Origin of the sequence: Pseudomonas sp. 91RF, from assembly GCF_003576265.1 — a bacterium.
GTDB classification, from domain to species: domain Bacteria; phylum Pseudomonadota; class Gammaproteobacteria; order Pseudomonadales; family Pseudomonadaceae; genus Aquipseudomonas; species Aquipseudomonas kribbensis.
Genome location: NZ_QWFC01000023.1, coordinates 151,026 through 174,038, shown reverse-complemented (window position 1 = coordinate 174,038; position 23,013 = coordinate 151,026). Strand labels below are relative to the sequence as shown.

The 23,013-nt window shown below is 62.0% G+C and carries 18 protein-coding genes; 8 read left to right on the top strand and 10 right to left on the bottom strand.

What is annotated here, in order from left to right:
* Positions 1-101 precede the first annotated feature (101 nt).
* The 7 genes from DXT77_RS10645 to DXT77_RS10615 form a co-directional block, all read right to left on the bottom strand.
* Positions 102-3,554, bottom strand: coding sequence for a GMC family oxidoreductase N-terminal domain-containing protein (locus tag DXT77_RS10645; protein ID WP_119427594.1), 3,453 nt, complete (start codon positions 3,552-3,554; stop codon positions 102-104).
* A gap of 984 nt (positions 3,555-4,538) precedes the next feature.
* The gene (locus DXT77_RS10640) at positions 4,539-5,309 is read right to left on the bottom strand and encodes an electron transfer flavoprotein subunit beta (RefSeq protein WP_119427593.1); all 771 of its coding nucleotides are present in this window, start codon (positions 5,307-5,309) and stop codon (positions 4,539-4,541) included.
* A 9-nt stretch (positions 5,310-5,318) separates the two neighbouring features.
* On the bottom strand, positions 5,319-6,539 hold the full coding sequence (locus tag DXT77_RS10635) for an electron transfer flavoprotein subunit alpha/FixB family protein (protein ID WP_119427592.1): 1,221 nt from the start codon (positions 6,537-6,539) through the stop codon (positions 5,319-5,321).
* Entirely contained in the window at positions 6,539-8,488 is a 1,950-nt protein-coding gene (gene dgcB, locus DXT77_RS10630) for a dimethylglycine demethylation protein DgcB (protein WP_119427591.1), read from the bottom strand. Before dgcB ends, DXT77_RS10635 begins: the two co-directional genes overlap by 1 nt.
* Positions 8,489-8,657: 169 nt before the next feature.
* Entirely contained in the window at positions 8,658-10,718 is a 2,061-nt protein-coding gene (dgcA, locus tag DXT77_RS10625) for a dimethylglycine demethylation protein DgcA (protein ID WP_085688582.1), read from the bottom strand.
* A 15-nt stretch (positions 10,719-10,733) separates the two neighbouring features.
* The gene (locus DXT77_RS10620; protein WP_119427590.1) at positions 10,734-11,264 is read right to left on the bottom strand and encodes a DUF5943 domain-containing protein; all 531 of its coding nucleotides are present in this window, start codon (positions 11,262-11,264) and stop codon (positions 10,734-10,736) included.
* Positions 11,265-11,341: 77 nt separating this feature from the next.
* Positions 11,342-12,319 carry a dipeptidase gene (locus tag DXT77_RS10615; protein ID WP_007959776.1) on the bottom strand — a complete coding sequence of 326 codons (978 nt, stop codon included), beginning with the start codon at positions 12,317-12,319 and terminating at the stop codon, positions 11,342-11,344.
* 234 nt (positions 12,320-12,553) lie between these two features.
* Here DXT77_RS10615 and DXT77_RS10610 point away from each other — a divergent pair, with 234 nt between their 5' ends.
* Complete coding sequence (locus DXT77_RS10610) at positions 12,554-12,955, top strand: lysozyme inhibitor LprI family protein (protein WP_119427669.1); 402 nt, start codon at positions 12,554-12,556, stop codon at positions 12,953-12,955.
* A 47-nt stretch (positions 12,956-13,002) separates the two neighbouring features.
* The gene (locus DXT77_RS10605; RefSeq protein ID WP_119427589.1) at positions 13,003-13,419 is read left to right on the top strand and encodes a DUF3010 family protein; all 417 of its coding nucleotides are present in this window, start codon (positions 13,003-13,005) and stop codon (positions 13,417-13,419) included.
* Between the two features lies 1 nt (position 13,420).
* Here the strand turns inward: DXT77_RS10605 and DXT77_RS10600 are convergent, their stop codons facing one another.
* On the bottom strand, positions 13,421-14,365 hold the full coding sequence (locus tag DXT77_RS10600; protein WP_085688589.1) for a GlxA family transcriptional regulator: 945 nt from the start codon (positions 14,363-14,365) through the stop codon (positions 13,421-13,423).
* A 193-nt stretch (positions 14,366-14,558) separates the two neighbouring features.
* Here DXT77_RS10600 and DXT77_RS10595 point away from each other — a divergent pair, with 193 nt between their 5' ends.
* The 6 genes from DXT77_RS10595 (at position 14,559) to DXT77_RS10570 (ending at position 19,910) form a co-directional block, all read left to right on the top strand.
* Positions 14,559-15,503, top strand: a complete 945-nt coding sequence (locus DXT77_RS10595; RefSeq protein ID WP_119427588.1) for a choline ABC transporter substrate-binding protein — start codon at positions 14,559-14,561, stop codon at positions 15,501-15,503.
* A gap of 75 nt (positions 15,504-15,578) precedes the next feature.
* The gene (locus DXT77_RS10590) at positions 15,579-16,466 is read left to right on the top strand and encodes a 3-keto-5-aminohexanoate cleavage protein (protein WP_064380223.1); all 888 of its coding nucleotides are present in this window, start codon (positions 15,579-15,581) and stop codon (positions 16,464-16,466) included.
* Positions 16,467-16,536: 70 nt separating this feature from the next.
* Complete coding sequence (locus tag DXT77_RS10585; RefSeq protein WP_119427587.1) at positions 16,537-17,502, top strand: L-carnitine dehydrogenase; 966 nt, start codon at positions 16,537-16,539, stop codon at positions 17,500-17,502.
* A 125-nt stretch (positions 17,503-17,627) separates the two neighbouring features.
* On the top strand, positions 17,628-18,104 hold the full coding sequence (locus DXT77_RS10580; RefSeq protein WP_064380221.1) for a thioesterase family protein: 477 nt from the start codon (positions 17,628-17,630) through the stop codon (positions 18,102-18,104).
* A gap of 23 nt (positions 18,105-18,127) precedes the next feature.
* Positions 18,128-19,291 carry a gamma-butyrobetaine dioxygenase gene (locus DXT77_RS10575; RefSeq protein ID WP_119427586.1) on the top strand — a complete coding sequence of 388 codons (1,164 nt, stop codon included), beginning with the start codon at positions 18,128-18,130 and terminating at the stop codon, positions 19,289-19,291.
* 358 nt (positions 19,292-19,649) lie between these two features.
* Complete coding sequence (locus DXT77_RS10570; protein WP_085688602.1) at positions 19,650-19,910, top strand: hypothetical protein; 261 nt, start codon at positions 19,650-19,652, stop codon at positions 19,908-19,910.
* 78 nt (positions 19,911-19,988) lie between these two features.
* Here DXT77_RS10570 and DXT77_RS10565 read toward each other — a convergent pair whose 3' ends face one another.
* Together DXT77_RS10565 and DXT77_RS10560 are read right to left on the bottom strand one after the other, a co-directional pair.
* Positions 19,989-21,092, bottom strand: coding sequence for a GlxA family transcriptional regulator (locus tag DXT77_RS10565; RefSeq protein ID WP_065260190.1), 1,104 nt, complete (start codon positions 21,090-21,092; stop codon positions 19,989-19,991).
* Positions 21,093-21,615: 523 nt separating this feature from the next.
* Positions 21,616-22,992, bottom strand: coding sequence for an L-serine ammonia-lyase (locus DXT77_RS10560; RefSeq protein WP_102619740.1), 1,377 nt, complete (start codon positions 22,990-22,992; stop codon positions 21,616-21,618).
* Positions 22,993-23,013: the final 21 nt, after the last annotated feature.

Genomic DNA, 23,013 nt, shown 5'->3' with positions numbered 1-23,013 from the left:
CTGATACCCCGCCATCGCTGGCAGACCAGCTCCCACAAATGCGCACCGCATTTCAACGTGGGAACGAGCCTGCTCGCGATTGCAGTCGACCCGGTTGCAAGTCAACCGAGAGCCGTCTTCTCCAGGTGTTCAAGGATGACCGGATACACATCGACCACCGCGTTCTTGCCGAACATGCAATCGATGTGGCCGTAACCCGGCACAACATGCCGGCTATAACGCTCCGGCCCGTGCTTCTCGCAAACCCGCTGATAGGTCTTGAGCGTACTCTCCGGCAAGTAGCACTGGTTTTCCGCGCCACTGATGAAACAGATCGGCATGGTCAGCCGGTCGAAGTGCGGCATGTACACATCGTTGCCCTTGAAGTCCACCAGATGCCCTTTGCGCACGATCAGTGCCAGGTGCTCGAAGGTCTCGATGTTCGACTCGCCGAACAACTCGTGCAGGTTGTCGTGCAGTGTCTCGTTGAGGGTGTCATGGCGGTACAGCGAGGCGTACATGAAGGTGACGCGGTGGCACACCGGGTTGGTGCAATAGCCCTGGGCTTCGATCCGCGCGTAGCCGTTGAGGGCCTTGTCGTACAGCCGGTTGAACCAGTTTTCCTTGCTGTCGGCGTAGGCGGTCATGGATTTGATGCCGATCGCGTCGAGCATCCCCGGCAAGTGCAGACCGGCCTTCAGCCCCGTCGCCGTCGCGACCACCGTGTCGGCGGCGATCTGCGAGCAGACCACCGAACGCACGCCCTGCAAACCGGCGAGCAACGACATGAAGAAGGTCGTCGCGCCGTAGCAATGCACCACGCACTGCACGTCCTTCGCGCCGGTCTGCTGCTGGATCTGCCCGATGGCAGCCTTGAAGTCGTACTGGGCAATCTGCTCGCCGTTCCACTCCTTCTTGCTCGCCGGCAGCAGGATGCTCACGCGGAAATCCAGCAGCCACACGTCGTAGTCATGCTTGCAGAGGAACTCCAGCAGGTTGGTCTGGATGGTGTCGGTGGAAAAGATGTTCGAGCCCACACCCAACCCGTGCACCAGCATCACCGGGCCTTTGCTGCCGGCCTGATAGCGGCTCAGGCGCAGTTCCACACCGTCCTCGGTGGAGAAGAAATGCACATCCGGTGTCGGCGCATCCAGCGGCCGTTTCAAGCGCGGCGGTGCATCGGGGTTGAAGTATTTGTCGCCGGCAAACACCCCGCCGTAACTCTCCCAGAGGATCCCGGCGAAGAACTTGCCGAACCGTGCCAGCCCTTCAATGCGCTCACGCTCGTTGCGCGCATTGAGCACTTTCATGGTGGTCATCTGCTTGGCGAAGTCTGCCGGCTTGATGTGCATCACACCCGAGCCGATCACTTCGCCGGACTTGTCCGGGCCGCGATACAGCGTGACGTAGAGGGTGCTGGTGTCATGCCAGATGTTCAGCACGCCGTTGTCTTCCGGCACGGTTTTGAAGGCGCTGAAGAAATAGTCGTTGCCGTCCTCGGCGGTCAGTTTCATGTCGTATTTCATGTGGCGAGTGTCGACCTGCTGCTCGAATTGCTCGAACAGGTTGAACACGCCGTTGCTGGCAGTCAGCGGCTGCGGCGACAGGACCGGGGCGATCACGGTGCCGACGATGGTTGCGGCGTGCTCCGGTTCCTTGATCATCCGGTTGAGGTCGTTGGCGGTGATGGTCAGGGTGAAGTCGATCGGCGAATTGTCCGCTTCGCCGCGTTTGGCCGCCGCCTCGTAAACCTTCAGATCCGTACTCTGCGCAGCGGTAAAAGCCCGGGAGAAATAGCCCTTCATGGTCTCGGTGAACTGCACGCCGAGGGTCGGTGGCACCGGTTGTTTGCGCGGTGCCGAGGGCAATGTGTAATCGATTTTCCAGCCCCGGTCGGCGGCCAGCAGGCCCATGTTGCGCTCGCTGACGGCGGAGATGGTCAGCAGCGGGTTGACCGCCAATGACGTCGGAATCACCGCACCGTCGGTCACGTACAGGTTGGCGTAGACATCGGTGCCACTGGCGCCGCTGAACACCTGGCCCTTGTGGTTGACCACGCCTTGCGCGGCGTCTTCACCCATCACGCAACCGCCCAGCGGATGCACCGAGACGATGCTGTGTTTGAGCAATTTGGTCCAGATCGGGTTCTCGACCCAGATCCCGCCCAAGGCCTTGGTGCTCTGGTGCAGGCGTTCGTTTCCGATCTTGAAGTTTTCCTGCTCACCGACGCCCGGCCAGTCGATGCGCAGTTGATCCTTGCTGTCGAGGACCATGCGCCCCTGGCCGCTGTCGTGGCTCATGATCAGATAGGTCTGCATATTGTGCAGCGCGCCGTAGTACGGGCCGCGCAGGAAGCTTTCGGCTTCGCGCTCCTTGTATTTCACTTTGCCGCTGAAGCTGTCGTCGGTGGGCACCCCGATCATCTCGGCGAACCCGGCCATCGCCGGCACCATCGGCCGCCCGAGGGCACCGGGAATCGAGCCCTCCTCGATGACCATGCGACTGCTGCGATCACCCTCCTTGCGCATGTCGATGATCGACGTGATGCACGGGCCGACCGGTTTCATCTCCTTGGCCGAGTGCGTGCCGAAACCGATGCCGTTGATGGTCTGTTCGCAGTTATGACCGAAGCCGAGGATGTCGCCGTTGCCGCTCATGTTCTCGCCGAGCTGCCCGGACATCGCCAGGCCCTTGTCCCGCGAGCGCAGCAGAATTTCCGTGGAGCCCAAGGTGCCGGCAGACACCACGACAATGTCGGCCTTCACGAACAGCGTTGGCGCGTCGAACTTCTCGCGGCCACTGTCGAGGTACTGGAAGTGCACGATCCAGCCATTGCCATCACGCTCCAGATGCCGTACCTGTGCCTGGCAGAAAATCTCCGCACCGTGATTGGTGGCGTCCGGCAGATAGTTCATCAGCGTGGTGTTCTTGGCCTTGTTGTTACAGCCCGAAACGCAGTCGCCGCAGTGGTTGCACGGCAGTTGCTCGACGCCGACGTGGTTGAGGTTGTTCGGCAGCTTGTCGAAGGTCACGTTGATCGGCGGCTTGTAAAAGTTCGCGCCTTGCTTGAGGAAGTCCGCGGACTTTTTGTTGGCATCGAGCTTGGGCAGGTTTGGTGCGCTGTTCGGATAAGGGTTGGGCTTGAGCATCTCCCGGGCTTTTTCGTAACCCGCCTTGAGCAAGCCATCCTGGTCCTCGCGCACCGCCAACGGCCAGCGTGGATCCTTGAACACATCGGCTGTCGGTTCCAGCGAAACGTTGGCATTGATCAGCGACGTGCCACCGAGGCCACAGCCGACCACCACGTTCTGCTGTGCGTTGACGTGCAGATCGAACAACCCGGTGCGCGAGCCGATGTGGCCGTCCGGATCGTGCACCTGCAACTCTTCAGTCGCAGCGATCATGGTGTTGGGGTATTCGCCGGGCTGGATTTCCCGACCGCGCTCCAGCAGGCACACCTTCTTGCCGGCCCGGGACAGGCGCGACGCGGCAATGCCGCCGCCGTACCCGGAGCCGATGACGATCACGTCGTAGTGTTCCTTGATGTCGCTGATGGGCGTTGCGATCCGTGTCATGAGGTGGTTCCTCTCTCAGGCAGATGGGGCAACTCTGCGGTTGCCTGCAATCGATGGGCGAACGGGCACCTGGCCCCCGGGCAGGCCAGGCGGCAGTACAGCGGTGTGGCAGGATTCAGGCGCTATAGACGGGCATGCTGATTGGCGGCACGACGCAAGGTGCGCGTGCGCGGCTTCGGGGCTGACAGCAAGCGAGGATTGAGGGGTGAGCGATGTGGCTGGGTATCCATCACGCGTTCTCCCTGAACCAGATGTGGATAAGTGACGGCGGTCCTTGTGCCATTGGAGTGAAGACAGCGGCCGGTTTGAAGTCAAGGCACGCTCTTAGAACTGTATGAAATGTGATCAATTGCCGTTTGGACTATAGCCGGCGGGGCTTGCAGGGTTTGGCGAACAAGTTATCCACACAGCCACCCACAGCAAATGGGGACAACTGTGGATGACCTTGGAAAATAATCGGGGTTTTGTGAAGAAAAACCGTGACTTATTCAGAAGCAGCGATTCCGTTAGCGATTGACTGTTTTTTGATCAAATCACTACAGACAACGGATTACGTGGCTTTCAGAGGATGGCGAACACCTTATCCACAGAAGCGCCAACAGAGTTCGGGGGTAACTTCGCGGGTGCTGTGGAAAAGCGTTGGAAGCGTTGATAAATCGGGGTTTGCGTCGGGTTGGTGGGGTTAAAAGGCTGAATTGATCGTTTTTTGATCAAATCTTTACAAGCCACGGTTTATATGGCTCTTGGAGGATAGCGAACATCTTATCCACAGAAGCGCCAACAGAGATTGGGGGCAAGTCGGGGAGCTATCCTGGGGAAAAAGCCCGAAAAAACCGCAAGTTAGGCTGATCGTTTTTTGATCTGAGGGCTGGATGGCTTGATTGGCGTGGGGCTCAGGGATGGGTGAACACGTTATCCACAGATCCGCCAACAGGGATTGTGGGTAAACCGCCCTCTCCGAAGGGAGAGGGTCAGCAAAGGTTTTCAGCGGACAACACCTTCTTCAATCAGCAGCTTGAGAATAGCTTCAGCACCAGCCTGCGCCGTCACGCCCTTGAGCACCTGCCCCCCACCCCCACTGGCCTTCGCCGTAGCCGCCTTCATCCGGTCCGCCCCACTCTTGGCCTTGATCACCTTCAACCGTTTCGGCCGGGGTTTGGCCGGTTGCAGGGTCGCCACCGCGAGCAATTCGTCATCCACCACTTCCACGTCTTTAGCCTGAAGAACGCCACGCCGCGCCGGGCCGTAAGCGCTTTGCCGAGGCTTGGGCGCCGCGTTATCCACAGTCGCCAGGAACGGCAGGCGCACCTTCAGCCGGCGGCGCTGACCACGAGGCAACGCTTGCAGCACCAGCGCCGAGCCGTCACTGATCGACTCGACCTGGGCCAAACCGACGACCAATGGCCAGCCCAGCCCTTCGGCCAGCAGGAACGGCAGCATCCCCGACCCTTCACCGGTTTCCGCCTGGCTGCCGGTCAACACGACCTGAGCGCCGGCATCACGCAAATAGTCGGTCAACGCCGGCAACGCATCCGCACCGGCCGGTTGTTCCAGCACATGCATCTGCTCCAGCCCCATGCCCAGATAGGCGCGCAGCGCAGGTTCGCCAATGTCCCCTGCATGCAGCACTTGCAGGTTATCCCCAGCCAGTTGCAGACCAAGCTCCACCGCCCGTGCATCCTGTTCGGCACGACGCGGGCGGCCCGAGGTCGGGTGGGCGCCGATTGAAACCAGACTGATGATCTTTGTGCTCATAACCGTTCCTTAAGCCGCATCGCGCTTGGCTTCGTTGCGGTAAGCCTCTACCGCCGCGATCAAGGCCTGGAGAATTTCCGCGCTTTCGCCGATCACCGACAGGTCGGCACGCTTGATCATGTCGCAGCCCGGGTCGAGGTTGATCGCCACCACCTTGTCGCAGGCACCGATGCCCTGCAGGTGCTGGATCGCCCCGGAAATCCCCACGGCCACGTAAACCCGTGCGGTGACCCAGGTGCCGGACGCGCCGACCTGGCGGTCGCGGGTCATGAAGCCGTCGTCCACGGCCACCCGCGAGGCGCCTTCGGTGGCGCCCAATGCGGCGGCGGTCCTGTGGAAAAGCTCCCAGTCCTTGACCCCGTTGCCGCCGGAGAAGATGAACTCGGCTTCGGCCATCGGAATCGCCGCCGGGTCCACCGCCACGGCGCCCAGATCTTCGATTCGCGACAGGCTGCGCGCCACGGGTGTGGATAACTCAACCGGCAGCGCTTCGTGACGGGTTTCGCTGACCGGTTCGGCGCATTCGGCGGACGCCAGAATCAGCCGTGCTACCGGACGGGCAAGATCCTGCAACCCGGCACCGGCGCGGCCAATACACTCCTGATCCTTGACCTGCCACACCCGCGTGGCCGGGCGCTCGCCCAGTGCGGCGGCAAAGCGCCGACCGAGTTCGCCGCCACCGCTGCGGCTGTCCGGCAGCAGCCAGTGACGCGGGTTGAACTGGTTATCCACAGCCCGCAGACCCTGGATGCGTTGCTCCGGTGCATAACCGCTGAATTCCTCGCCTTCCAGCACCAGCAAGCGGTCAACGCCCGCCGTGGCGAAAGCGTTTTCCTTGTGCTCGCCGAACACCACCGCCAGCACCGCGCCGTCGCTGCCGGCCAGTTGATGAGCCAGGCCGAGCAGGTCGCGGTCGTGGCTGCTCAAACGGCCGCCGACCATGTCCGGCACCACGCTGATGTAGAACGCCGGGGTCGGCACCTGATGCAGCGGCAATTGCACTTCGACCGCTGCCGAACGTTTGACCGCCCCGCCCTGTTGGGCGCCGCTGCGGTCGATGCGTTTGATGCCGTTCGGCCCGATGAAGCCGATGCCGTGCAGGTTCTTGCGGATGATCCCGTTGGGGCCCATCCAGCTGTGTTGCGCCGGTTGCATGGCCGCGTGCAGCGGATGCAGGCGGTTGCGTGCGATCCATTCGGCGCGGGGGTCGCGGCGGGTAATGTCGCTCATCAGTGGGCCTCCGCAGGTTCACGTTTGGCCGGGGTGGCAGGCTTGTTCGGCGCAGCGTCTTCAAGCAGCGCGTCGGCCACCAGTTCGGCGATGTCCTTGATCAGCGGACGCGGTTCGACCACGCCTTCGAGCATCGCCGTGCACTGTGGACAACCCACCGCCACCAGTTCGGCGCCAGTCTCGCGGATGTCTTCCATGCGCATGTCGGGAATCCGCTGCTTGCCCGGAATATCGGTGATCGGCGCCCCGCCACCGCCGCCGCAGCAGCGCGAACGGAAGCCGGAACGTTGCATCTCCTTGATCTCGATACCGAGGGCACGCAGCACTTCGCGCGGCGCCTCGTACTCGCCGTTGTAGCGACCGAGGTAGCACGGATCGTGGTAGGTCACGCTGTTGCCTTTGTGCTGACCGAGATTCAGCGCGCCGGCCTGGATGATTTCCGCCAGATAAGTGCTGTGGTGCTGCACGAGGTAGTTGCCGTCGAAGGCGCCGTACTCGTTTTTCAGCACATGGAAACTGTGCGGATCGCAGGTGACGATACGGTTGAAGCTGTATTTGGCCAGGGTCTGGATATTGCGCTTGGCGAGCAACTGGAAGGTCGCTTCGTCGCCGAGACGTCGGGCCACATCGCCGCTGTCACGCTCTTCCAGCCCGAGCACCGCGAAGTCGACCTTGGCCGCTTTCAGAACTTTGACGAAAGCGCGGAGGGTGCGCTGGTTGCGCATGTCGAAAGCGCCGTCACCGACCCAGAACAGCACGTCGGTGGATTTCTTCTCGCTGAGCAGATTGAGGTTCAGGTCCGCCGCCCAGTTCATCCGCCCGCCCGGAGCGAAACCGCCAGGGTTGTCGGTGGCGATCAGATTTTCCAGGACTTCGGCGCCCTTGTTCGGGGTCGCGCCTTTTTCCAGGGTCAGGTGCCGGCGCATATCGACGATGGCATCGACATGCTCGATCATCATCGGGCACTCCTCGACGCAGGCGCGGCAAGTGGTGCACGACCACAGGGTTTCGGCATCCACCAGACCGTTGACGATCGGTTGATGCGGATTGCCCGAGTGTTCACCCACAGCCTTACCCGGATAAGGGCTGCCGGCGAACTGGGCATCGGTGCCGCCGGCAAGACCGACGACCATGTCCTGAATCAGCTTTTTCGGGTTCAGCGGCTGGCCGGCGGCGAACGCCGGGCACGCCGCTTCGCACTTGCCGCACTGCACACAGGCGTCGAAACCGAGCAACTGGTTCCAGGTGAAATCCTTCGGTTTTTCCACGCCCAGCGGCGCGGTCGGATCATTCAGATCCAGCGGTTTCAAACCGGTGGAACGGCCACCACCAAAACGCTCAGCGCGACGGTGCCAGGCCAGGTGCAACGCACCGGCGAAGGCGTGTTTCATCGGACCGCCCCAGGTCATGCCGAAGAACAGCTCCGACACGCCCCACAACACACCGACACCTAGAATCGCTGCCAGCACCCAGCCGCCAAAGTTCTCCGGCGGGATCCCCGCCACCGGCAAGGTCACCAGGAAGAACGACGCCGAGAACGCCAGCAGGCTTTTCGGCAGGCGCATCCACGGGCCTTTCGACAGCCGCGACGGCGGGTTGAGCCGACGCCGATAAACGAAGATCGCCCCGACGAACATCACCGCCGTCATCAGCAGCAACGCGTAGCCGAGGATGCGGTTATGCAGGCCGAAACCGTGCACCAGAATCGCCAGCACGATCGACGCCACCGCGCCGCCCGCCGTGGCCACGTGGGTGTTGGCGATGTATTTGTCCCGCGCCACCACGTGGTGCAGATCGACCATATAACGCTTGGGCATGGCGAACAGGCCGCCGATCAGATCGACCTTCGAGGCCCGGCCCCGACGCCACATGGCCACCCGCCGCAACGCCCCCAGCACCGCGAGGGCCAGGGCTGCGAACAACAGGATTGGAAGAAGGGTGTTCAACATAGGTGTTGCTCCCAAAGACCGCAGGGTCTTGCAGGCCAAACTAGCTAGAGGCCTTGCCCGATACCCGTGGGAGCGAGCCTGCTCGCGATTCAGGCGCCGCGGTGCCTCAGGCAACCGCGTTATCGTTCATCGCGAGCAGGCTCGCTCCCACAGGATTATCCACAAGCGTTTAGAAATCCTTGCAGAGACGCAGGGCGTCATAGATCGCAGCGTGGGTATTACGCTGTGCCACGCAGTCACCGATGCGGAACAGCAGGTAACCGTCGCCATTGCTGCTCAACGAAGGTTGCGGCTGGATCGCGAACAGCGCCTCGACATCGATCTGGCCCTTGTTGCGCGAGCCGTCCTTGAGCGCGTAGTAGATTTCTTCGTCCGGGCGCACGCCGTTCTCGACGACCACCTGATCCACCACCCGCTCTTCTTTGGCGCCGGTGTATTCGTTCTCCAGCACGGCGACGAGTTTGTCGCCTTCGCGGTAGACCTTCTCCAGCATCATGTCGCCGGTCATGATCACTTCTTTCGGGTACATGCTGCGGTAGTAGGTCGGGAACGACGTACCGCCAATGGCCACGCCCGGCTTGATGTCGTCGGTGACGATCTCGACCTGGCTGCCCTTGTCGGCGAGGAAGTCGGCCACCGACATCCCGGTGAACTCGCAAATGGTGTCGTAGACCAGCACGTTCTTGCCCGGCGCGACCTTGCCGTCGAGCACGTCCCAGCTGCTGACCACCAGCCCTTCGGCGGCGCCCCAGTGTTCGTTCTGTTCCAGGTACGGGTGCCCGCCAACGGCCAGCACCACGATGTCCGGACGCAGGTCCATGATGGTGTCGGCGTCCGCCGCCGTGCCCAGACGCAGGTCGACTTTCAGCCGCGCCAGCTCCAGCTGGAACCAGCGGGTGATGCCGGCAATCTGGTCACGCTGCGGCGCTTTCGAGGCCGTGGTGATCTGCCCGCCGATGAATTCTTTCTTCTCGAACAGGGTCACGTCATGGCCACGTTCGGCTGCCACACGGGCAGCTTCCATCCCCGCCGGGCCGGCACCGACGATCACCACCTTGCGTTTCGGCCCGGTGGATTTCTCGATGATGTGCGGCACGCCCATGTATTCACGGGAGGTCGCGGCGTTCTGGATGCACAGCACGTCCAGACCCTGATACTGACGGTCGATGCAGTAGTTGGCGCCGACGCACTGTTTGATCTGGTCGACCTGGCCCATCTTGATCTTGGCGATCAGGTGCGGATCGGCGATGTGGGCGCGGGTCATGCCGACCATGTCGACGTAACCGCCCTCCAGAATCCGCGTGGCCTGGTTCGGGTCCTTGATGTTCTGCGCGTGCAGCACCGGAACCTTGACCACTTCCTTGATCCCGGCCGCCAGGTGCAGGAACGGCTCCGGCGGGTAACTCATGTTCGGAATCACGTTGGCCAGGGTGTTGTGGGTGTCGCAACCCGAGCCGACGACACCGATGAAATCGAGCATGCCGGTGTCGTCGTAATACTTGGCGATCTGCTTCATGTCCTCGTGGGACAAGCCATCCGGGTGGAACTCGTCACCGCAGATGCGCATGCCGACGCAGAAGTCGTCACCGACTTCGGCACGTACGGCTTTCAACACTTCCAGACCGAACTTCATCCGGCCCTCGAAAGTGCCGCCCCATTCGTCGGTACGCTTGTTGACGCGAGGGCTCCAGAACTGGTCGATCATGTGCTGGTGCACGGCCGACAGTTCGACGCCGTCCAGACCACCGGCCTTGGCGCGGCGAGCCGCTTGCGCGTAGTTGCCGATCACCCGCCAGATTTCTTCCGGCTCGATGGTCTTGCAGGTAGCGCGGTGCACCGGTTCGCGGATGCCCGACGGCGACATCAGGGTCGGCCAGTGGAAACCGTCCCAACGGGAGCGACGGCCCATGTGGGTAATCTGGATCATGATCTTGGCGCCGTGCTTGTGCATGGCGTCGGCGAGGTTCTGGAAGTGCGGGATGATCCGGTCGGTGGACAGGTTCACCGAACTCCACCATTGCTGCGGGCTGTCGATCGCCACCACGGACGAACCGCCACAGATCGCCAGGCCGATGCCGCCCTTGGCTTTCTCTTCGTAGTATTTGACGTACCGCTCGGTGGTCATGCCGCCGTCGGTCGCGTAGACCTCGGCGTGCGCGGTGCTGAGCACGCGGTTGCGGATGGTCAGTTTGCCAATTTGAATTGGCTGAAACATTGCTTCGAAAGCCATGGCGGGTTCCTCGACTTACAACGGCTTGACGGTGAACAGGCCGTCGTCGTGGCCTTCTTCGGAGCCACCGTAGACCTGCTCGGCCACGGTGCGGATCTTGCTGCCGCGCGCGGCGAGGATCTGATCCATCGCCCCGGCAAACCAGCCGGTGAACATGTAGTCGACCTTGCGCCCGACCTTGCCGTAGACGTAGACGAACGCCGAGTGTTCGAGCTTGACGCTGCAGGTGCCTTTGTCGAGGTCGATGTCCTGGATCTTGAACAGGCCCCAGCCGCGCTGCGACAGACGCTTCATGTAGTGTTCGAACACCGCGACGCCTTCCAGGCCGTGGCACTCCGCTTCTTTTTCACACCAGTGCCAGGCGGATTTGTAGCCGGCCTTGTAGAGGATTTCGGCGTAGGCTTCGGCGCCCAGGACTTCTTCGATGCCCATGTGGTTGTTGACGAAGAAATGCCGCGGCACGTACAGCATCGGCAGGGCGTCGGAGGTCCAGACACCGGTCTCGCTGTCGACTTCGATTGGCAATTGCGGGGCGATCTTGGCCATGGAAACTTAACTCCAGAGAAATTTTGGTGTTGCCCCCGGCGCGGACGGCCGGGGGAAAGTATTCGGGAAGCGGCGGCTTATTCGCCCCAGACGTCTTTCAAGACGTTCACCCAGTTCTCGCCCATGATCTTGCGCACCACACGTTCGGAGTGGCCGCGCTTGAGCAGGGTTTCGGTCAGGTTCGGGAACTCGCCGACGGTGCGGATGCCCAGAGGGTTGATGATCTTGCCGAAGTTGGTCAGACGGCGGGCGTAGCCCTTGTCGTGGGTCAGGTATTCGAAGAAGTCCTGACCGTGCCCCTGGGTGAAGTCGGTGCCGATGCCGATGGCGTCTTCGCCGACGATGTTCATGGTGTATTCGATGGCTTCGGCGTAGTCGTCGATGGTCGAGTCGATGCCCTTGGCCAGGAAGGGCGCGAACATGGTCACGCCGACGAAACCGCCGTGGTCAGCAATAAACTTGAGCTCTTCATCGGACTTGTTGCGCGGGTGCTCTTTCAGCCCCGACGGCAGACAGTGGGAATAACAGACCGGTTTTTTCGATTCGAGGATGACTTCCTCGGAGGTCTTGGAGCCGACGTGGGACAGGTCGCACATGACGCCGACACGGTTCATCTCGGCGACGATTTCGCGACCGAAGCCCGACAGGCCGCCGTCACGTTCGTAGCAACCGGTACCCACCAGGTTCTGGGTGTTGTAGCACATCTGCACGATGCCGACGCCGAGCTGCTTGAACACCTCGACATAGCCGATCTGGTCTTCGAACGCATGGGCGTTCTGGAAGCCGAAGAGGATGCCGGTCTTGCCCTGCTCCTTGGCCTTGCGGATGTCGGCGGTGGTGCGGACGGGGATCACCAGGTCGCTGTTTTCGCGGATCAGTTTCTGGCTGGCGGCGATGTTGTTGACCGTGGCCTGAAAGCCCTCCCACACCGACACGGTGCAATTGGCCGCCGTCAGACCGCCCTTGCGCATGTCTTCGAACAGCTCGCGGTTCCATTTGGCAATGATCAGACCGTCGATAACGATGCTGTCGGCGTGTAATTCGGCTGGGCTCATCAGGCGTCCCCTTATTGGCGATTCATGCGCCGAATCGTCTGCCGGCGCTTTGGGGCCAGCATATGCCTCGGTGCACGACCAGCCGGGTGCAAAAACGACAGGGGAATTGCCGAAAGCGTCAATCCGCGACAAAGCGTCGCCAACCGGTCCGACCAGCCACCTGTTCAAGCCCGCGAGCTTGAGCCAGAATCTGGCGCATCTTGGAAACACCACTGGATTAGAGCGGCGACATCAATGAAATCGATCTTCCTGGCTTTGGCACTGATTGCGACCGGCGTACACGCCGCCGAAGAGTCCGACAACAACCCGTGCGACGCGGTGGAAAACGACGTCCAGACCCTGGAATGCTCGACCTACAGCCGCACCACCGCCGAAGACCTGCTCAAGGACAACTACAAAAGCCTGAACGAACGCATGCAGGCGACCTACGGCAAGAACCCGGCGCAACTGGCCGACATCACCGCCAGACTCAAGACCGCCCAGCAACAATGGCTGAAAACCCGCGACGCCGACTGCGCCGTCGAAGCCTTCCCGGCGACGGACGGCAGCAAGGCGTTCAAGATTGCGCAGAATGATTGCGTGGCGCGGATGAGTGACGAGCGGTCGGAGTTTTTGGAGTCGATAGGTCAGGAGTGAAGGCTAGAGCTGTAAGCTGCACCTCTCCAGCCAATCAAGGGATTCACATGAACATTTGCGGTATCGAAATCAAAGGCAGTGAAGCGATCATCGCCGTGGCGTCCCTCGATGGCTTGGCGCTGAGCCATGTTGCTCTGAACACCAAGAAAATCGCCCTGGACGATGACGACGACGCGGCCAACGTCAAAGTGTTCGCTGCGCAGGTAGCGTCGTTTGTGCGGGAAAACGCCATTGATCGCATCGCGATCAAGAAGCGCAGCAAGAAGGGCGAATTTGCCGGCGGGCCGACCACGTTCAAGATCGAGGGCGTGTTTCAGTTGCTGGACGGTTGCGAGGTGACCCTGCTGTCGCCGCAGACGATCAATGCCCAGGCCAAGAAGCACAATTTCGAGCTGCCGGGCACGCTGAACAAGTATCAGCATGAGGCTTACAAAGCGGCCTGCTCGGCGTTGATGAAGAAGTAACTCAGGCCTGAGCAGTACGCCGATCTTCCCGTGGACACCGGGCAAACTTCGCCCGGTAACTGCGGGTGAAATACGACGGTGATTCAAACCCGCAGGCGATGCTGACTTCCAGCACGCTCATGTCGGTCTGGCGCAACAGCTGCCGGGCCTTTTCCAGTCTCAAGCGCAGATAGAAGTTGCTCGGCGTGTCGTTCAGGTGCAGCCGGAACAACCGCTCCAGTTGCCGCCGCGTCACCTTGATCGATTCCGCCAGTTCCAGGGTGGTCAGCGGCGGTTCGCTGTGTTGCTCCATCTCGCCGATCACATGCACCAGTTTCTTGTTGCTGATGCCGTAACGCGTGGCAACTTCCATGCGCTGGTGGTCCTTGCGCGGGCGAATCCTGCCCAATACAAACTGCTCGCTGACCTGGATCGCCAATTGCGGGCCGTGGGCCTGGGCGATCAGGTCGAGCATCAGGTCGATGGATGCGGTGCCACCGGCGGACGTGATGCGCCGGCGGTCGATCTCGAACAGTTCCTGGGTGACGCTGAGCTGTGGATACGATTCCTTGAAGGCGTCGATGGCTTCCCAGTGCAGGGTCAGTCGATGGCCATCGAGCAGGCCCGCCTCGGCGAGGACGAAGCTGCCGGTGTCGATGGCGCCGAGAGTCACGCCTTCGTTGTCCAGCCGGCGCAGCCAGTGCTCCAGTGCCGGCGTGGCGAATTTCAGCGGCTCGAAGCCGGCGACCACCAGCAACGTCGCCCCTTTCTTCAGCGGCTCCAGCGCCGCGTCGGCGTTGACCGACATCCCGTTGCTCGCCAGCACCGCCCCGCCATCGGCGCTCAACACGTGCCAGCGGTACAGCTCGCCACGAAAGCGGTTGGCCACCCGCAGCGGTTCGATCGCAGAGATGAAACCGATGGCGGAAAAACCCGGCATCAACAGAAAGTAGAAATCCTGGGACATGGTGCGCACTCGGTCAGCGGGTAGCGTGCAACGTTGATACGCCAGTTGTCGGCGGCATTCAAGAGCACAGGTCGCTGCAGTGCAAGAGCTGGTCGCCGCAGTGCGTTTTTACGGGGGCATTGCTGCGTAATTTGAGCATCACCGGCGCATCAGACGCCGGGTCCCACAATAACGACCTGCCGAGGAACCCGACATGAAACGACTGATCAGCAACTGTGTTCTCGCACTCAGCGGTACCGCGTTTTTAAGCGCCAGTGTCATGGCGGCCGAACCTGCCTCGTGCCAGAACGTGCGCATGGGCGTGGTGAACTGGACCGACGTGATCGCCACCAGCGCCATGACTCAGGTTCTGCTCGACGGCCTCGGCTACAGCACCAAACAGACCAGCGCCTCCCAGCAAATCATCTTCGCCGGCATCCGCGACCAGCGTCTGGATCTGTTCCTCGGCTACTGGAACCCGCTGATGACCCAGACCATCACCCCGTTCGTCGACGCCAACCAGGTCAAGGTTCTTCCGGCGCCGAGCCTGAAAGATGCCCGCGCCACCCTCGCCGTGCCGACCTATCTGGCCGACAAGGGCCTGAAAACCTTCGCCGACATCGCCAGGTTCGAGAAAGAACTGGGCGGCAAGATCTACGGCATCGAGCCGGGCTCGGGCGCCAACACCCAGATCAAGGCGATGATCGCCAAGAACCAGTTCGGCCTCGGCAAGTTCCAGCTCGTGGAATCCAGCGAGGCTGGCATGCTCGCCGCCGTTGACCGCGCCGTGCGCCGCAAGGAAGCCGTGGTGTTCTTCGGCTGGGCGCCGCACCCGATGAACGTCAACGTGCAGATGACCTATCTGACCGGCAGCGACGACGCCCTCGGCCCGAACGAAGGCATGGCCACCGTGTGGACCGTCACCGCACCGAAATACGCCGAACAATGCCCGAACGTCGGTCGCCTGCTGAGCAACCTGACGTTCACCGCCGAAGACGAGAGCCGGATGATGCAGCCGCTGCTCGATCACAAGGACGCTTTCGAGTCGGCCAAGCAATGGCTCAAGGATCACCCGCAGGACAAACAGCGCTGGCTCGAAGGCGTCACCACCTTCGATGGCAAACCGGCGGCTGAAAACCTCCAGCTCACCAGCAAATAAACCGCAATGAACGAACCACTTCGCAGCCCGCCCAGGGCTGCGGACAGACCCATCACGCCTGAAGGAAAACGCACCATGAACCACGACGTCATCATCACCTGCGCACTCACCGGTGCTGGCGACACGACCGCCAAGAGCCCTCACGTGCCGGTCACTCCAAAGCAGATCGCCGCAGCCGCCGTCGAAGCGGCCAAGGCCGGCGCCACGGTCGTGCACTGCCACGTCCGTGACCCGCAGACCGGCAAGTTCAGCCGTGACGTGGCGCTGTACCGCGAAGTCATGGAGCGCATCCGCGAAGCCGACGTCGACATCATCGTCAACCTCACCGCCGGCATGGGTGGCGACCTGGAAATCGGCCCGGGCGAGAACCCGATGGAGTTCGGCCCGAACACCGATCTGGTCGGCCCGCTGACCCGTCTGGCCCACGTCGAAGAACTGCTGCCGGAAATCTGCACGCTGGATTGCGGCACTCTGAACTTCGGCGACGGCGACACCATTTACGTCTCCACTCCTGCGCAACTACGCGCCGGCGCCAAGCGCATCACCGAACTGGGCGTGAAGGCGGAGCTGGAGATTTTCGACACCGGTCACCTGTGGTTCGCCAAACAGATGATCAAGGAAGGCCTGCTCGACAACCCGCTGTTCCAGCTGTGCCTGGGCATCCCGTGGGGCGCGCCGGCCGACACCACCACCATGAAAGCCATGGTCGACAACCTGCCCGCCGACGCGGTGTGGGCCGGGTTCGGCATCGGCCGGATGCAGATGCCGATGGCCGCGCAAGCGGTGTTGCTCGGCGGCAACGTGCGGGTTGGTCTGGAAGACAACCTGTGGCTGGACAAAGGCGTGCTGGCAACCAACGGCCAGCTGGTCGAACGCGCCACCGAGATCCTCAGCCGCCTCGGCGCCCGGGTGCTGACCCCGGCGGAAGGTCGCAAGAAAATGGGCCTGACCCAGCGCGGCTGAAAACACCCTTTCCCCCGGTGGGCGGGCCATTGGCGCCCACCGTTTTTTTGCCTCATTCCAGGAAGTGACCATGAGCTTTATCACCGAAATCAAAACCTTCGCAGCACTGGGCAGCGGCGTCATCGGCAGCGGCTGGGTCGCCCGCGCCCTCGCCCACGGCCTCGACGTGGTGGCCTGGGACCCGGCGCCGGGTGCCGAAGCGGCCCTGCGCAAACGCGTGGCCAATGCCTGGGGCGCGCTGGAGAAAAACGGCCTGGCACCGGGTGCTTCGCAGGATCGTTTGCGTTTTGTGGCGACCATCGAAGAGTGCGTGCGCGATGCGGATTTCATCCAGGAAAGCGCCCCGGAACGCCTCGAACTGAAACTGGAGCTGCACAGCAAGATCAGTGCAGCAGCCAAGCCCAATGCCCTGATCGGCTCCAGCACCTCGGGCCTGTTGCCGAGCGAGTTCTACGAGAGCTCGACCCGCCCGGAACGTTGCGTGGTCGGTCACCCGTTCAACCCGGTTTACCTGTTGCCGCTGGTGGAAGTGGTCGGTGGCAAGAACACCGCACCGGAGGCCGTGCAGGCCGCGATGAAAGTCTACGAATCCCTCGGCATGCGTCCGCTGCATGTACGCAAGGAAGTGCCGGGCTTCATCGCCGACCGCCTGCTCGAAGCGCTGTGGCGCGAGGCGCTGCACCTGGTCAACGACGGTGTGGCGACCACCGGTGAAATCGACGATGCGATCCGCTTTGGCGCCGGTCTGCGCTGGTCGTTCATGGGTACGTTCCTGACTTATACCCTGGCTGGTGGCGATGCCGGCATGCGTCACTTCATGTCGCAGTTCGGCCCGGCGTTGCAGTTGCCATGGACGTATCTGCCGGCACCGGAACTGACGGACAAGTTGATCGACGATGTGGTGGATGGCACCAGCGATCAACTGGGGCGACACAGTATTTCGGCGCTGGAGCGCTATCGTGATGATTGTTTGCTGGCGGTGCTTGAGGCGGTGAAGACCACCAAAGAAAAGCACGGGATGAGTTTCAGCGAGTAACCGGCCAGCAGGACTGGCCCCATCGCGAGCAGGCTCGCTCCCACATTTGGAATGCAGCCACCTGTGGGAGCGAGCCTGCTCGCGATGACGATAGCCCAATCACCCATTGCTCTGGATTAGCCACCATGCCCACCCTCACCACCTACCAGACCCGCATCATCCCCGACTGGGTCGACTACAACGGGCACCTGCGCGATGCCTTCTATCTGCTGATCTTCAGCTACGCCACCGACGCCCTGATGGACCGCCTCGGCATGGACAGCAACAATCGCGAAGCCAGCGGTCACTCGCTGTTCACCCTCGAACTGCACCTCAACTACCTGCACGAAGTGAAGCTCGATGCCGAGGTCGAAGTGCGCACGCAGATCATCGGTCACGACCAGAAACGCCTGCACCTCTATCACAGCCTGCACCTGGCCGGCGGTGACAAGGAACTGGCCGGCAACGAACAGATGCTGCTGCACGTCGACCTCGCCGGGCCGCGCTCCGCGCCGTTTACCCCGGACACCCTGGGCCGTCTGCAAGCCATCGTCGCCGAGCAGGCCGACCTGCCCGCTCCCGCTTATATCGGCCGGGTCATCGCCCTGCCACCAGCCCGGTAAATCCATCATCGCAAGGAGCCGCCATGCAAACCGCCTCCGCAGTTGCCGATTTCCGTACTTATCCGTTGATCAGCGCGCTGAACGGCGTGCAGAACCTGGCGGATCGTGTCCTGATCGAATGGGCCGACGGGCGCGTCAGCCCATTCCACCACGTATGGTTGCGGGACAACTGCCCTTGTCCGAAGTGCGTCTACAGCGTTACCCGCGAGCAGGTGTTCGAGATCGTCGATGCGGCGCCGGATCTGTCGCCCTCCGTCGCCCACATCGACACCGATGGCTGCCTGGGCATCGACTGGCAGGACGGCCACCTGAGTCGCTTCGATGCAGGCTGGTTGCGGGCCCACGCCTATGACGATGAATCCCGCGCTGAACGCCTCGCCACCAAGCCAAAACCGTTTCTGTGGCGCAGCGATCTGCAGTTGCCGGTTTTCGACTACGCGGCGCTGATGAACGACAACGCGGCACTGCTGCAATGGCTGCTGGCGGTACGCGACATCGGCCTGACTCAGGTCCGCGGCGTGCCCACCGAACCCGGCTCGCTGAAGCTGATCGCCCAGCGCATTTCGTTCATCCGCGAGAGCAATTTCGGCGTGCTGTTCAATGTGCAATCCAAGGCCGACGCCGACAGCAATGCCTACACCGCATTCAACCTGCCATTGCACACCGACCTGCCGACCCGCGAGCTGCAACCGGGGCTGCAATTTCTGCATTGCCTGGTGAACGACGCCGAGGGTGGCGAGAGCATTTTTGTCGACGGCTTTGCGATTGCCGAAGCGTTGCGTCAGGAAGATCCCGCATCATTCAAGGCCCTGTGCGAGATCCCGGTGGAGTTTCGCAACAAGGACCGCCACAGCGACTACCGCTGCCTCGCGCCGATCATCGCCCTCGATGCATTGGGCCGGGTTGCAGAAATCCGCATGGCCAACTTTCTGCGCGGCGCATTCGACACGTCCGTGGAGCAAATGCCCCTGCTGTATCGCGCGTATCGACGCTTCATCGCCATGACCCGCGAGCCACGTTTCCGGGTGATGCAACGGCTCAATCCGGGCGAGTTGTGGTGCTTCGACAACCGCCGCACCCTGCATGCGCGCAATGCGTTCGACCCGTCCACCGGCGCCCGGCATTTTCAGGGCTGCTACATCGACCGGGATGAGTTGCTGTCGCGGATTCTGGTGTTGCAGCGCTAGACCGCGTCATCGTTCATCGCCAGCAGGCTGGCTCCCACAAAGAGCGCATTTCAATGTGGGAGCCAGCCTGCTGGCGATGAATGCACCTAGATTTACCTGACACACAGGCAAAAAAAGCCCCGATACAAGCCGTGACAGGATCGGGGCGAGGGTACTGTTGAGGAGCTGCCATGCCGAGGGTGACCAAACCTTCGTGAAGCGAGCTGAGGCCAGTGTGCCCACTCCCCTGGCCGGCGAGTTAGCCGAAAACGACCTGTTCATAGTCGTCGCGGCCACTGCGACAAATCGCCCTTGCCGTGCCTGTACAGGCCTACCAGAATCGAGTCACGACCTCCGTTGCCAAAGAAGGATTCGCGTCATGATGTATGCCGATTTGATCGATCAGGAAGACCTGTTGGGCCAACTCAAGTCGCTGGGATTCGAAGTACCGTCGGGCTCGACAGCCCAGCAGGCCTGCGAGTGCGCCGTGCGCGGTCTGGACGATGTGCGGGCCAACACGCTGCGCACCATGGTCAAGCAGATGTACACCAGCAGCGCGAGCATCCAGCCGATCGTGCGTGAAGCCATCGACAAGCAGTTGCTGCCGGCCCTGGCGCAGTACCAGCAGACCCGCGCCTGATATCTGACCGAAAAAAAAGATCGCAGCCTGCGATAGTGCCTTTCCTGAAGGCGCTGTCGCAGGCTGCGATCTTTCGTTTTAGAGACGCACGCTGGCGAAGGTCGACTCGTTGCGCGCCTGGCTCAGCGCCGACATCGGCCCGGACAGCGGCGACATCACGATGGCCTGCGGCAGCGGCAGCATCGCCACCTGCTGGGTGGTGTTGGAGCCGACGCGTTCGTCACGCGGCGGAATGCCGAAGTATTCGCGGTAGCACTTGGAGAAGTGCGGCGTCGACACAAACCCGCAGACCGACGCCACTTCGATGATCGACATCGGCGTCTGCTTGAGCAGTTGCCGGGCACGGATCAAACGCAGCTTGAGGTAGTAGCGCGACGGCGAGCAGTGCAGGTATTTCTGGAACAGGCGCTCGAGCTGGCGACGGGACACGGCGACGTACACCGCCAGTTCGTCGAGGTCGATCGGCTCTTCCAGGTTGGCTTCCATCAGCGCGACGATTTCCTGCAGTTTCGGCTGGTTGGTGCCGAGCATATGCTTGAGCGGCACACGCTGGTGATCCTGCTCGTTGCGGATGCGCTCGTAGACGAACATCTCGGAGATCGCGGCGGACAGTTCACGGCCGTGATCGCGGCTGATCAGGTGCAGCATCATGTCCAGCGGCGCGGTGCCGCCGGAGCTGGTGAAACGGTTGCGGTCGAGGGTGAACAGACGGGTGCTCATCGCAACGCGCGGGAAAGCTTCCTGCATGGCCGCCAGACATTCCCAGTGCACACTGCAATCGAAGCCGTCGAGCAGGCCGGCGCAGGCCAGGGCCCAACTGCCGGTGCACACGGCGCCGAGGCGACGGGACTGGCGCGCCTGGCTTTGCAGCCACGAGACGTGTTCACGGGTAACGGTGCGTTGAATGCCGATCCCGCCGCACACGATGATGGTGTCGAGGGCCGGGGCTTTGTGCATGGAGGCGTCGGGGGTGATCTGCAGACCGTCACTGGCCCAGACCTGGCCACCGTCGACGGTGAGGGTGGTCCAGCGATACAGCTCGCGACCGGACAACTGGTTGGCCATGCGCAGCGGTTCGACTGCAGAAGCCAGGGAAATCAGCGTGAAATTGTCCAGCAGCAGAAAGCCGATGGATTGAGGCGCACGGTTCTGGGGTTGAGCCCCGGAGTTGAACGACGTCATCGCGGTATCTCCTCACACAAAGCGGGTGATGGCCTCAGGCGGAGGCTCTTGTTATTGCCATCGTTCTCTTGCGTGAGACGGGCTTTGTTATGACAGAGCAATTGCCATGCCTAAAATTGAATGGCTGTTCAATAACTCCTGAAAACGACGTCGCGACGCGTCTATACAAGCCGTCCGACGAAAGGCTGTTCGAAGTGCCATCAGCGGCGGTGAAAGCCCTGCCCCGGCGTGTGTGAGCAGATCGGTAGCACTTGTGGGAACAGGGCTGCGGGGGATTGTCCTACAGTGTCACCGCTGGCACGGATGACGGACGGTAGCCGGTGCGGATCCGGCCATGCGGGTGGGAAACACTCTTATCTGATTGCGACGCGCCAAAAGGTGGCGCGTTTTGATTCCGGTGTGCACTTAACGCGCAGTTTTGACTGGTCTGGCCTCATCGCCAGCAGGCTGGCTCCCACAGTTTTGCGAACGCCGCAAATCCAGTGTGGGAGCCAGCCTGCTGGCGATAAGAGGCAAGTCGGTATCAGCACTCGACCGCGCTGACCGCCAATCCACCCCGTGAAGTTTCCTTATATTTGTCATGCATGTCGGCGCCGGTATCACGCATGGTGCGGATCACCCGGTCCAGCGAAATAAAGTGCTGACCATCGCCGCGCAAGGCCATTTGCGCCGCGTTGATCGCCTTCACCGCCGCAATCGCGTTGCGCTCGATGCACGGCACCTGGACCAGACCGCCCACCGGGTCGCAGGTCAGACCGAGGTTGTGCTCCAGGCCGATTTCCGCCGCGTTGCACAATTGCTCAGGGCTTGCGCCGAGGATTTCCGCCAGCCCCGCCGCTGCCATTGCGCAGGCCGAACCGACCTCACCCTGACAACCGACTTCGGCGCCGGAGATCGAAGCGTTCTTCTTGCACAGAATCCCTACCGCCGCCGCGCCGAGGAAATAGTCGACCACGTTGGCGTCGGTCACCGCTTCGCTGAATTTCATGAAGTAGTGCAGCACCGCCGGAATGATCCCGGCCGCGCCGTTGGTCGGCGCCGTGACCATGCGCCCGCCGGCCGCGTTTTCTTCGTTCACCGCCAGGGCGAACAGGTTGACCCACTCCATGGCGCTGAGGGTCGAGCCGATCACGTTGGGCTTGTTCAATTCCTGAAGACTGCGGTGCAACTTGGCCGCACGCCGACGCACATTAAGGCCGCCGGGCAGGATGCCTTCGTGCTTGAGGCCCTGCTCGACGCAATCCTGCATCGCCCGCCAGAGTTTCATCAGCCCGGCGCGGATTTCCTCTTCGCTGCGCCAGACTTTCTCGTTGGCCATCATCAGTTCGGCCACGCGCAGGTTGTTCTGCTTGCATAGCTCCAGCAGTTCGACGGCGCTGGAGAAGTCATACGGCAATTCGGTGCGATCCAGGTCCACCACACCGCTGGATGCCTGCGCCTCATCGACGACAAAACCGCCGCCGACCGAATAGTAGGTGTCGCGATGAATCTCGCCGTGATCGCCTTCGGCAACCAGAGTCATGGCGTTGGGGTGGAACGGCAGGTTCTCGTCGATCAGACGCATGTCGCGAGCCCATATAAAAGGCACCGACAAACGACCATCCAGTAAAAGGGTGTGGGTTTCGCGCAAGGCCTGGATCCGCGGGCCGATCTGCGACGGGTCGATCGCATCCGGCCACTCACCCATCAGGCCCATGATCACCGCATTGTCGCTGCCGTGACCGACACCGGTAGCGGACAACGAACCGAACAGTTGCACCTCGATCCGCCGAACCTGCTCCAGCAGGAATTTGTCGCGCAGCGACTCGACGAACAGCGCCGCGGCGCGCATCGGCCCGACGGTGTGAGAACTGGAGGGACCAATGCCGATTTTGAACAGGTCGAAAACGCTGATAGCCATTGATGCAGAGCTCCTGAGAGT